General features: G+C 72.5%; 9 protein-coding genes. 5 read left to right on the top strand and 4 right to left on the bottom strand.

The window, feature by feature from the left end; genetic code table 11:
• Positions 1-113: 113 nt before the first annotated feature.
• Positions 114-824 carry a chaplin family protein gene (locus OG440_RS34370; RefSeq protein ID WP_406010651.1) on the bottom strand — a complete coding sequence of 237 codons (711 nt, stop codon included), beginning with the start codon at positions 822-824 and terminating at the stop codon, positions 114-116.
• A 329-nt stretch (positions 825-1153) separates the two neighbouring features.
• On the opposite strand from OG440_RS34370, the gene OG440_RS34365 reads away from it, so the two are divergent.
• Both OG440_RS34365 and OG440_RS34360 read left to right on the top strand, forming a co-directional pair.
• A complete protein-coding gene (locus OG440_RS34365; RefSeq protein ID WP_406011539.1) occupies positions 1154-2773 on the top strand; it encodes an alpha/beta hydrolase in 1620 nt (539 codons plus the stop codon).
• On the top strand, positions 2774-4264 hold the full coding sequence (locus OG440_RS34360) for a glutamate synthase-related protein (RefSeq protein WP_406010650.1): 1491 nt from the start codon (positions 2774-2776) through the stop codon (positions 4262-4264).
• Between the two features lie 134 nt (positions 4265-4398).
• Here the strand turns inward: OG440_RS34360 and OG440_RS34355 are convergent, their stop codons facing one another.
• Positions 4399-5181, bottom strand: a complete 783-nt coding sequence (locus OG440_RS34355) for an alpha/beta fold hydrolase (protein WP_406010649.1) — start codon at positions 5179-5181, stop codon at positions 4399-4401.
• A 300-nt stretch (positions 5182-5481) separates the two neighbouring features.
• Here OG440_RS34355 and OG440_RS34350 point away from each other — a divergent pair, with 300 nt between their 5' ends.
• Together OG440_RS34350 and OG440_RS34345 are read left to right on the top strand one after the other, a co-directional pair.
• Entirely contained in the window at positions 5482-6576 is a 1095-nt protein-coding gene (locus tag OG440_RS34350) for a chemotaxis protein (RefSeq protein ID WP_406010648.1), read from the top strand.
• A 112-nt stretch (positions 6577-6688) separates the two neighbouring features.
• Positions 6689-7714 carry a Gfo/Idh/MocA family protein gene (locus OG440_RS34345; RefSeq protein ID WP_406010647.1) on the top strand — a complete coding sequence of 342 codons (1026 nt, stop codon included), beginning with the start codon at positions 6689-6691 and terminating at the stop codon, positions 7712-7714.
• A gap of 13 nt (positions 7715-7727) precedes the next feature.
• Here the strand turns inward: OG440_RS34345 and OG440_RS34340 are convergent, their stop codons facing one another.
• Positions 7728-8141, bottom strand: coding sequence for an SsgA family sporulation/cell division regulator (locus OG440_RS34340; RefSeq protein ID WP_406010646.1), 414 nt, complete (start codon positions 8139-8141; stop codon positions 7728-7730).
• Between the two features lie 350 nt (positions 8142-8491).
• On the opposite strand from OG440_RS34340, the gene OG440_RS34335 reads away from it, so the two are divergent.
• A complete protein-coding gene (locus OG440_RS34335; RefSeq protein WP_406010645.1) occupies positions 8492-9898 on the top strand; it encodes a PP2C family protein-serine/threonine phosphatase in 1407 nt (468 codons plus the stop codon).
• A 25-nt stretch (positions 9899-9923) separates the two neighbouring features.
• Here OG440_RS34335 and OG440_RS34330 read toward each other — a convergent pair whose 3' ends face one another.
• On the bottom strand, positions 9924-11435 hold the full coding sequence (locus tag OG440_RS34330) for a hypothetical protein (RefSeq protein ID WP_406010644.1): 1512 nt from the start codon (positions 11433-11435) through the stop codon (positions 9924-9926).
• Positions 11436-11591: the final 156 nt, after the last annotated feature.

Below are 11591 nucleotides of genomic sequence, written 5' to 3'. Positions count from 1 at the left end.
CACCTGGGGGGCGCAGGCCCCCGTGCGGGGCCCCGGGCGGGCCGCCGTGCAGGCCTCCCTCCACCGTCCGACGGGACCGAGGGGACCTGCACACCGTCGTCCCGAGCGGCGGCTCAGCGCTCCGCTTGCGGGCGGAACCGCCGCTGGAGGGCCAGGCCGCCGAGCAGCAGGGCCGCGCTGCCGGCCAGGGCGGGCAGGGTGGCGTCGGCTCCCGTGTGGGCGAGTGACGACGCGGCCTCGGGTACCTCGCTCCCGGGAGGTGCGAGGGCCGGTGCCTGCGGAACGGCCCTCGGGCCCGGGTGCTGGGGCTGTGAGGGCGGGTTGTGCCGGGTCGGCGGCTGCGGCTCGGACTCGGCGGGCGGCGCCGGCTCCTCACCGGACACGTTGACGGACTCGTTGCCGAACGCCGGGTTCGCGATGCCGACGACGTTCACGCTGTTGCCGCTGACGTTCACCGGGAGGTGGACCGGCAGCTGGACGCCATTGCCGGAGACGACGCCCGGGGAGCCTTGCGTGACGCCGTGCGCGGTGGCGCCACCGCCGGACGACGCGCCGCGCGATGACGTGCCACCGTCCGAGGAGGCGCCGTGCTTCCCGGGGGCGGCCGCCGCGCCCTTGTTGGCGCAGGTGTTGCCCGCGGCGGGGTTGAGCACGCCGACCACGTCGACCGTGTTCCCGCACAGGTTCACCGGGAGGTGCACCGGCAGCTGAACGCCGTTGCCGGAGATCAGTCCGGGCGAGCCGGCCGCGGAGCCGTCCGCCGCGGAGTCGGCGTGTGCGGGCAGCGTCACGGCCATCGCGCCGGACACTGCGGCGACGGCCATCACACCGGTTCGGGTAACCCGTCTCATGGGTCCCTGCCTTCCAGACATGGATCGCGGGCACTCGCCCGCACCCCGTAGAACGTCGGCGCACCATCCGGGTTATGCCTGAACACGTTTTCACCCTATTGGGGTCTCTTTGCGATCCCTCTCCGGTCCCCCGGTCGAACTGGTGTCAGCCCCGCCGCACGGGCTACGCCGGGCCCGCCGCGTGCGGTCCGCCGAGGGGCCCGGGGCCTTTCCCCACCGCCCGGAGGCGGGTCGTCACCAGGCCGCTTATCGTGAGCGAGGGCGCCGTTCCCGGACCGCTGCGGGCGTCCCTGGAGGCACTGATGCTGGCCAAGCTGCCGACGCGGCCCGGGCTGCGGCGCTGCGCGCTCGCCGCGACCGCCGCACTGACCCTGCTGGGCGCGGGCCTACCCACGGCGACCGCGAGCCGCGACGCCGACGGCGACGACCGCCCCGACCTCTCCCGGTTCTACGGACAGAAGGTCGCGTGGTCGGCGTGCGACGGCGACGGCATGCCCAAGGACCTCCAGTGCGCCGACCTGACCGTCCCCCTCGACTACGACCGCCCCAAGGCCGGCACGCTCGACCTCGCGCTCGGCCGGTATCGGGCCACGGGAGACAAGCGCGGCTCGGTGGTGCTCAACTTCGGGGGCCCCGGCGGCCCCGGCGTCCCTGAACTCGCCTACGGCGGCAAGGAGTTCATGGACCTCACCGATGACTACGACGTCGTCACCCTCGATCCCCGGGGCGTCGGCCGCTCCTCCCCCGTCAGCTGCGGGGAAGGCGAGGACAGCGGGCTGGCCTCCCTCGACGACGAATCGGCCCTCACCGACCCCCGGGCGCTCCTCACCAAGTTGAAGCGGGTCGCCGCCGACTGCGCCGAACACTCCGGACCGGTGCTGCCGCACATAGGCACCGTCGACGCGGCACAGGACCTGGACGTGCTGCGCGCGGCGCTCGGCGACAAGAAGCTCAACTACCTCGGCTTCTCGTACGGCACCCGGCTGGGCGCGGTCTACGCCGCCCGCTTCCCGGGCAAGGTGGGCCGGCTGGTCCTCGACGGCGTAGACACCCTGACCGAGCCGCTCACCGAGCAGGGCATCGCGGGCGCTCGGGGACAGCAGGTGGCGCTGGACGACTTCGTCAACTGGTGCACCAAGGACATCGCCTGCCCGTTCGGGCAGGATCCGCGCGTGGCCCGCGAAGAGGTCGTACGGCTCGTGCGCTCGCTGGACGAGGACCCGGTGCCGACCGACTTCGGCGAGGACTTCTCCGGCCAGGACCTCGTGGGCGCCCTCGGACAGGGGCTCTACAGCAAGGACCTGTGGCCCCTGCTGGAACGGGCGCTGGCGCAGCTCGTCGAGAGCGGCGACGCCAGCGGCGTCCTGGGCTTCACGACCGGCGGCTTCGCCCTCCCGCTGCCGTTCCCGCTGCGGGCCGCGGGCCGCGGTGAGCCCTCCCCCGGGGCGCTCGTCGACGAGGAGGACATCCCCCTCGACAACCTGCCCGCGGCACTGATGGCGATCAACTGCGCCGACGACCCCGACCGCCCCACGGCCGCGCGGATCACGGCGGACCTGGACCGGCTGCGCGCCGCGTACGACAAGGCCTCGCCGGTCTTCGGCCAGTACCGCCTCACCGAGGTCCTGATGTGCTACGGCCGCCCCAAGGGCACCGACTTCATCCGCGAAGAGGTGAAGGACCTGAGCTCCCCGGAGATACTCCTGGTCGGTACCCGTGGCGACCCCGCGACGCCGTACCGGTGGACCGTGGAGACGGCGAAGCGGCTGGGCGCCCCGGCCGTGGTGCTCGACAACAAGGGCGACGGCCACACCGGGTACGGCTCGTCCAAGTGCGTGCACCGCAAGGTCGACGACTTCCTGCTGTACGGATCGCTCCCGCCGAGCGGCAGCTCCTGCGGGCCCGACGAGGACGACGGCTGAGTGCGCCGGTTCCTGCCGCTGCTGCTCGTCTGCCTCCTCGCGGCCGGGGCGGCGGTCGCCTCGTCCACGCGATCCGCCTGGTGGTGGCTCGCGGCCGGACCGCTGCTGGCGTCGGCCTGCCTGGGCGGGTGGGACCTGCTCCAGCGCCGCCGGTCCGCACTGCGCAACCATCCGCTGGTCGGGCGGCTGCGCCGTCCGACGAGCCAGGTGCGCGGGCGTTCCGGGAGCGGCGACGCTCGGGGGCCGTTCGGCGAGGACCGGGACGCGTACGAGTATCTGGTGCCGTCGCTGCGGCCGGTGGAGCCGGCCGAGGAACCACCGGTGGTGCGGGTCGGCGGGCCGGACTGCTCACAGCCCTACGACATGGCGCTGCTGAACGTGTCCGCGATGAGCTTCGGGGCGCTGTCGCCGCGCGCGGTCCTCGCCCTCAACAGGGCCGCGGCGCTGGGGCGTTTCGCGCAGGACACCGGGGAGGGCGGGTTGTCGGAGCATCACCTGCGCGGCGGCGGCGACCTGATCTGGGAGATCGGGACGGGGTACTTCGGCTGCCGCGGCGCCGACGGGGGCTTCGACGCACGGGAGTTCGCGGACAAGGCGGCGCTGCCCGAGGTCAAGTGCGTGTCGCTGAAGCTGTCCCAGGGGTCGGCGCCGGGCAGCGGTGCGGTGCTGCCCGGCGTGAAGGTGAGCGCGGAGATCGCGCGGGAGCGCAAGGTCCCGGTGGGCGAGACGGTGGTCTCGCCGCCCTTCCACCGTGTGTTCTCGACCCCGCGTGAACTGGTCCTGTTCCTGGCACGGTTGCGTGAGCTGGCAGGCGGCAAGCCGACCGGGTTCAAGCTGTGCGTGGGCTCGCGGCGGGAGTTCCTCGCGGTGGTGAGGGCGACGGTGGCGGAGGGGGTGGCACCCGACTTCGTGGTGGTGGACGGCTCGGAGGGCGGCACCGGCGCCGGGCCGACGGGGTTCACAGGACGCCTCGGCATGCCGCTCACCGAGGGGCTGATCACCGTGCACAACGCCCTGGTCGGCGTCGGGCTGCGGGACCGGGTCCGGATCGGGGCGAGCGGCCGGGTGGCCACCGGGGCGGACATCGTCACCCGCCTCGCGCAGGGCGCCGACTACACCAACGCGGCCCGGGCGATGATGCGCGCCGTGGGCTGCGTCGGCGCCCTGCGGTGCCACACGGGGACCTGCCCGACCGGCGTCGCGACCCAGGATCCGCTGCGGGCCCGCGCTCTGCACGTGGCCGACAAGGCCCGGCGGGTACGGCGTTACCAGCGGGAGACGGTCCGCGACGCGGTCCGGATCATGGCGGCGATGGGCATCCGCGAGCCGGCCGAGCTCACCCCCGCCCATCTGGTCCGGCGGACGCGGCCGGGCACGGTCCGCTCGTACGCGGAGCTGTACGAGTGGCCGGCGCCGGGCGAACTGCTCGCCGGACCACCGCAGTCCTGGGAGGCGGACTGGAAGGCCGCGGACCCGGACAGCTTCGGCTAGCCGCCCCGAGGCCGACCCTCACCACGGCCACGACGACCACGAGGCCTGCAACCGTCAGGTGGGCCACGACCGTCACGTCGGCTGCGACGTCACGAGGACTGCGACCGTCACGAGGACTACGCCGGCTTGGAGGACTACGCCGGCTTGGCGGTGACGAAGGCGTCGATCGCCGCCGTCAGTTCGGCCGGCTTCTCGACGGGGAGCTCGTGGCCCGCGTCGAGGATCCGCACGGTGGCGTCGGGATAGGCCTTGGCCATGCGCAGCATCTGCCGCACCGGCAGCTGGATGTCGTGGTAGCCGTGGATCATCAGGGTCGGGGCCTGGATCTCGCCGACGCGGTCCAGCACGTCGAAGGCTCGCATGGCGCCGTACAGCGTCATGACCACCTCGCGCGGTGTGTCCGCGGAGGCCTTGACGTACGTGCGGATCTCCTCGCGGGGGTAGCCCGGCGCGAAGGCACGCTGGATGTTGGCGGCGACGAACAGCTTGAAGGGGACGAGCGTGGAGGCGCCCATCAGAAGGCCTCTGCCTCTGCTGTAGGTCATCCGGCCGATGGAGTTCACCAGCACCATGCGCTCCACCCGTTCGGGGTGGGAGAGGGCGACGGTCTGCGAGATCATCCCGCCCATCGAGTGGCCGACCAGCACGAACCGTTCGATCTCCAGGTGGTCGAGGAGGGCCAGGAGGTCCGTCGCCAGCTCCGCGACCGTCTTCACGCCCGCGCCGCTGCTCTCGCCGTGCCCGCGCAGGTCGAGCCGGATCACCCGGCGCCGCTCGGCGAAGTGCGCCACCTGGTGGTCCCAGCGGTGCCGGTTCGCCGTCCAGCCGTGCACGAACACCAGGGGTACCCCGTCGCCGTCGCGCGGGCCCTCGTCGTCGTACGTCAGTGCAGCGCCGTCGACTTCGAGCTGCGGCATGGGTGCCTCCTGCGGTGCGATCCCGGTTACTGACGCGTACGGTAACGGGCCGAGGGGGCCGCCGTCTCCGTCGGGTGCCCGCGAGATCGCGCTCGGCACCGCGGGCCCGGTCGCGCCTGGCCGGTGGACCCGGTTGCGGTCCGCGTCGAGGAGTGCTCCGCGGCGGAGTCGCGGGAGAGGCGTGCCCACGGCCGGGACACGCCTGCCGGCCACCCCTGCGACCTCGTCGTCACGGACGCTCGACGAGGGACCGTAATTGCCCCAAATGCCTGAAAGGCGATTGGGACCTATCGTGCTGATATGGAGCACGCACTGAGCCCAGCGACCCTCTCCGCACTGCGCCGCCCGCGCCCCTATCCCGCGGTGTCCGTGCTGACGCCGACGCACCGGCGGGAACCCGAGAACAGCCAGGACCGCGTCCGGCTGCGCAATGTCGTGGCCGAGGCGAAGAAACAGCTGGAGACCGACCCGGCGGTCAGCCGCGAGCGGCGCGCCGACGTCGCGGACCAGCTCGACCGGGCCCTGGCCGAGGTCGACCTGGCCCACACCGAGGACGGCCTGGTCATCTACGCCGCCCCGGGCGAGCACCAGGTGTGGTCCCTGGCCCGTGCCGTCCCCGAACGCGTCGTGCTCTCCGACACGTTCCTGACCCGCAACCTCGTCTCGGCCCAGGCCGCCGAACGGCCGTTCTGGGTCCTGTCGGTCTCCGCCGACCGCGTCACGTTGTGGAACGGTGGCGCCGACCGGGTCACCGAGGAACACGCGGGCGGTTTCCCGCTGGTCAGGAGTCAGCCGAACTTCGACGCCGAGCGCATGGAGCGGACCGGCGACCTGCCCAGCACTTTCCGCGACGAAGGCACCCGCCACTTCCTGCGCGAGGCCGACACCGCCCTGGGCCGGCTGCTGCGCGAGGATCCGCGACCGCTGTACGTCACCGGCGAGCAGGCGGCGCTGTCACTCCTCGACCAACTGGGCGGAGTCACCCGGGACGCGGTGCACGTCGCGCACGGCGGACTCTCCCACGGCACCCCCGACACCGTGTGGCAGGCGGTGCGCCCGCTGCACGACGCGGAGGGCCGCCGCGACACCGCGGCCGTCACCCGGGAGCTCGAATCGGCCCGTGGACACAAGACGTTCGCGGCCGGCGTCGACGAGCTCTGGCAGAGCGCTCGGGAGGGGCGGATCCGGCTGCTGGCCGTCGAGGAGAACTACCGGGTCACGGTCCGCGACGGCGACGACCACCTGATCCCGGCCGTGAGCGGTGATCTCGACGCCCGCGAGGACATCGTGGACGAGATCGTCGAGCAGTGCCTGGAGACGGGCGCCGACGTGCGCTTCGTCCCCGACGGCACACTGGGCGACTCGGACGGGATGGCGGGCGTGCTGCGCTACTGACTGACCCCGCTCGGCCGCGCCCCGGTCTCTCGCGCCGGCCTGGGGCCCGTCCGGCGGCTCCCACCGGCGGCGTACGCTACGGCGTGATCGTCGACCGGGAGGGTGAGCACGCGTGAGCGACCTGCTGGGCGTGGCCGTACTGGGTGCCGGACACATGGGGGCGGACCACATACGCCGCCTCGATCGCGTGGTGAGCGGGGCCCGGGTCGCCGCGGTGGCCGATCCCGACGCCGCGCGCGCGAAGGAGGCCGTGGCCGGGATCGAGGGGGTGACGGTCCACACGGAGGTCGAGGCAGCGCTCGACGCGCCCGGTGTCGAGGCCGTGCTGGTCGCCTCGCCCGGACCCGCCCACCAGGAGGCACTGCTCGCGGCCTTCGCCCGGGCGCTTCCGGTGCTGTGCGAGAAGCCCATGGTGCCGGACTCGGCCGGGGCGCTGCGCGTGCTGGAGGCGGAGGCGCGGTTGGGGCGGCGCCTGACGCAGATCGGGTTCATGCGGCGCTACGACGCCGGGTACCGCAGGCTCAAGGCGCTGCTGGACGACGGGCGGCTCGGTCGGCCGCTGATGCTGCACTGCGTGCACCGCAACGTCTCCTCACCGCCGGGTTTCACCAGCGCGATGCTGATCGACAGCTCGGTGTCGCACGAGATCGACGCGGCCCGCTGGCTGCTCGGCCAGGAGCTGACCGCGGTGACCGTGCGGCGCCCCCGCCCCTCCGCCGGCGCCCCGCAGGGTCTGCTGGACCCGCAGTTCGTCCTCTTCGAGACCGACGGGGGCGCGCTGGTCGACGTGGAGGTCTTCGTCAACTGCGGCTTCGGGTACCAGGTGCGCTGCGAGGCCGTGTGCGAGGCGGGCAGCGCGCGGATCGGCGACGACCAGGGAATGCTCCTCACCACGGGAGGCACCGCAGGCGCGGACGTGCCCCAGGACTACCTCGTGCGGTTCGCGGACGCCTACGACCGCGAGGTGCAGGCGTGGGTCGACGCCACCCGGCGCGGACTGGTCACCGGCCCGACCGTCTGGGACGGCTACGCGGCCTCGGCCGTCGCCGAGGCCGGGATCCGGGCCCTGGAGAGCGACACGCGTGTCGCGGTGGAACTCGCCCCGCGCCCCGGCCTGTACACCGCGGGCGGTCACTGACACCCGACGGGTGTCAGACATTGCCGAGCAGGGCCTCCAGTCCCTGGTCGACGGCGGCGCCGACATCCTCCCGGCCCGCCGCGACCACGGCGTAGCTGCGCAGCAGGAACCGGCGCAGGGCGCCGGTGTCGAACTGGAGCAGGGCCAGGCCGAGCGGAGAGTGGAACTCCACCACCGTACGGACCGGTCCACAGGGCCAGATGTGCACGTCCCCGCTGCCGGCCGGGTCGTTCACGCCCTGTTCCAGCAGGGCCCGGCCGAAGGTCCAGGTGACGGCCTCGCCCGCGAGGGAGACCTCCGGCGGGAAGTCGACGTGCACGGCGAACGGGTCGCCGGAGTCGTAGCGGAGCGTGGCGGGCACGGGCAGCTCCTGGTCCTCCGCGGTGATCAGGCGGGCGCGGACGGGTTGTTCAAGAGTGATGTCCATGCATGTACGACCTCGCAGGGGCCTCTTGCATTACGCGAAAGCGGTCTCCAATTCATGTGACCTGCGTCACAGGTGCCCTTGCCTGGAACATCAGCCCGCCGAACACATGGCCGATGGTCACCTCGACCCTCCCAGGAGTCCCTCAAGTCACGTACGCCACCTACGACTTGACCCCTCACAGACAGGGGTGGAGCACCTCGCGCCACCCCTCCTTGAAGACACTGGCATATGCCAGAAGCACCACCGAATCGTGTGTTGCCAAATCCCTTACACACCGTCGCGGGCTGTGCAACAGTCGTAACGGCCCTTGTGTCAGCCTTCGCCGTACCGTCCCCGCATCGGAGTGCGTCATGCCGCCCCATGTCTCCGCGGACCGCTCAGCCGCCCAGCCGCCGGGGCGCGGCTCGGTCGACGCGCTGATCACGCAGACACGGCGGCTCAAGGGCGACATGGACGCCGTACGGAAGGACACCCGCGGCGACACGGCGGACCCGCAGGAGCGCTGGCAGCGCGCGCTCTGCGACCTGGCACTGCACCAACTCGACGACCTCGACGCACACCTGGCCCAGTTGCGGGACGGCCCGCCGCCCGTACCGGCCGCCGATCACGCGCCCGCCACGACCGCCGCACCGGCCACCTCCCGGCGCGAGTCGCTGCTCAGCCGGGTCGGCAGCGCGGAGTGGAACCTGCTGACGGACGAGGCCGTCTGGTCCGAGGAGCTCTACGGCATCCTCGGCCGCGACCTCGCCGCTCCCCCGCTCACCCTCGACGAACTGCCCGCGCTCGTCCTCGACGAGGACCGGCCGAAGCTGACGGCGATGGTCACCGACTGCCTCATCGACGCCCGGCCCATCGACGGCGAGTTCCGCGTCCGGCGCCACGACGGCGAACACCGCACCCTGCACATGATGGGCGAGCCGGTGCTCGACGCCGAGGGCGGCACCACCTCGATGTGGGCGGTACTGCGGGACGTCAGTGAACTACGCCGCAACCAGCGGGCCGTGCGGGAGAGCCGCGACTCGCTCCAGCGGCAGCGGCACCGGGCCCAGACCGAACACCGGCTCGCGGTCGAGCTCCAGGAGGCCGTACTCCCGCCGTGGCGCGGCTCCCCGCGCCTGCCGCACCAGGGCCCCCGCTCCCTCGACCTCGCCGCCCACTACCTGCCCGCGTCGACGACCTCGCGGATCGGCGGCGACTGGTACGACGCCCTCGAACTCTGCGACGGACAGACACTGCTGAGCGTCGGTGATCTCACCGGCCACGGTCCGACCGTCACCTCCACCACCGCGATGCTGCTGGGCGCCCTGCGCGGAATGGCCATGGCGGGCACCCGGCCGGCCCAACTGATGTCCTGGCTCAACCAGTTACTGGACGCCACGGTCCAACCGGCCCTCGGCAGCGCGGTCTGCTGCCGCTACCGGCCGGACACCCGCACCCTGATGTGGGCGCAGGCCGGACACCCCGTGCCGTTGCTGTTCCGCGACGGGACGGGACGCCGACTCGACGCCCCGGAGGGCGTGCTCCTCGGGGCCACCGCACGCGCCGCCTACGGGCAGGCCGAGGAGACCCTCGAACAGGGCGACCTGCTCCTGCTGCACACCGACGGCCTGGCACCCGCCGACCGCCTCCTCGGCCTGGCCCCTCGTCTGGACAGGGCGCGCACCGCACAGGAGTGCGTGCGGATGGTCGTGGAGGAGTGCGGCGGGAGCGAACGGGCCGACGACGCCTGCGTGCTCGTCGCCCGGGTCACCCGGTGAGTGCACCCGACCGACGACAACCCGCTCACACCTGAGCGCCGTTGCCCCCCTTGCTCCCCCTGCCGCCCTTCTGCTTCGGCAACGCCAGCCTGATCTCCTCACGCAACTCGCTGATCCTCGGGTAGTTGGCGTACTCCGCGGTGAGCCGGTACATCTGGCTCAGCCGGTCCCAGGTGCGCCGGGAGGAGTTCGACCCCATCGACATCAGGGCCAGCCGCGCGAACCGGTCCGCCTGTTCGGGGTCGTCGGCGATGAAGCAGGCGGACGCCATGGACAGATGGTCGAAGATCTTCGACCGCTCCCGCCCGTCGACGCGCAGCGCCAGCGCCTTCTCCGCGTAGTACTGGGCGTGCGCGGCCGCCTGCGGCTCGAACTCCGCCAGCGTGCGGTAGGCCAGCGCCTGCATGCCGTACAGATCCTCGTCCTTGAAGGTCTGCATCCAGGACGGCGGTGTGACGTCGTCCTTGTCGGAGACGAAGAGGTCCTCCGCCTGGCCGAGGGTTCGGCGCATGGCCTGGCCCTTGCCCATCGAAGCCTGCGCCCAGGCCTCGATGGTGTGGAACATCGCCCTGGTGCGCGACGTCACGTTGTCGCCGGATCCGGACTGGGCGAGCTTCATCAGGTCGAGGGCCTCGCCGGGCCGCCCGAGGTGGACCATCTGACGGGCCGCCCGGGAGAGCGCCTCGCCGGCCCGGGGCCGGTCACCGCCCTCGCGTGCGGCATGGGCGGCGATGACGAAGTACTTCTGGGCCGTGGGCTCCAGACCGACGTCGTGCGACATCCAGCCCGCGAGGACGGCGAGATTCGCCGCGACGCCCCACAGGCGCCGCTGGAGATGGGCGGGGTGGCGGTAGGCGAGGATGCCTCCCACCTCGTTGAGCTGTCCCACCACGGCCTTGCGTTGCAGCCCGCCTCCGCGGGCCGCGTCCCAGGCCCGGAACACCTCGACCGAGCGCTCGAGTTCGTCCACCTCCTCCGTTCCGATGGGCGCGGCCTCGTAGCGGTCGAACCCGACGGGGTCGGCATGGTGGAGAAGGGGGTGGTCGATGACGGGAGCGTCGGAGGAGAGGGTGGGGTCGGTGTGCAGCCACTCGTACATGGCACTGCTGAGAGCTGATCCCGCGGCGAGCGCGGCACCCGCGCTCACCAAGCCGCGTCGGTTGAGCATGAGGTCCATTCCCGTGAATTCGGTGAGGACCGCAGCAGTCCGTTCGGGCGCCCACGGCACACCGTCGGGGTGTTCCACACTCCCGTCGCCAGGCCGTTTACCTGTACGCCCGTGCCGGACCAGACCGAGGTCCTCGATGGTCACGACACGGCCGAGACGCTCGGTGAACAGGGCCGCCAGCACCCGCGGCACCGGATCGCGCGGGATCTCTCCCATGTCGATCCACCGCCGCACCCGGGAGGTGTCGGTCGACAGCTGGGGGTGGCCCATGGCCGCCGCCTGCCGGTTGACCAGCCTCGCGAGTTCGCCCTTGGACCAGCCGGCCAGGCCGAACAGGTCCGAGAGGCGGGTGTTGGGTTGTCCGCTCACGTCAAGCCCCCAGGTTCTCGGCTGAGTTGACAGTAGCCCGGTGAAAGTTGCCGGGCGACTATTCGCCAGGGTTCGCCAGGGTGCGCCAGATGGTGTGCCACTGGGCGACGGGTGTCAGGTAGGAAAGCGCCACCCCGACCCGGTCGCCGAGGGACA

The organism is Streptomyces sp. NBC_00637, from assembly GCF_045161545.1.
Lineage (GTDB): Bacteria > Actinomycetota > Actinomycetes > Streptomycetales > Streptomycetaceae > Streptomyces.
This window is presented reverse-complemented; position numbering and strand designations above follow the sequence as displayed.

Coding starts and splice junctions, on each gene's coding strand:
- OG440_RS34335 (WP_406010645.1), top strand. CDS start 8,492: ATGCCGCCCCATGTCTCCGCGGACCGCTCAGCCGCCCAGCCGCCGGGG.
- OG440_RS34350 (WP_406010648.1), top strand. CDS start 5,482: ATGGAGCACGCACTGAGCCCAGCGACCCTCTCCGCACTGCGCCGCCCG.
- OG440_RS34370 (WP_406010651.1), bottom strand. CDS start 824: ATGGCCGTCGCCGCAGTGTCCGGCGCGATGGCCGTGACGCTGCCCGCA.
- OG440_RS34340 (WP_406010646.1), bottom strand. CDS start 8,141: ATGGACATCACTCTTGAACAACCCGTCCGCGCCCGCCTGATCACCGCG.
- OG440_RS34355 (WP_406010649.1), bottom strand. CDS start 5,181: ATGCCGCAGCTCGAAGTCGACGGCGCTGCACTGACGTACGACGACGAG.
- OG440_RS34365 (WP_406011539.1), top strand. CDS start 1,154: ATGCTGGCCAAGCTGCCGACGCGGCCCGGGCTGCGGCGCTGCGCGCTC.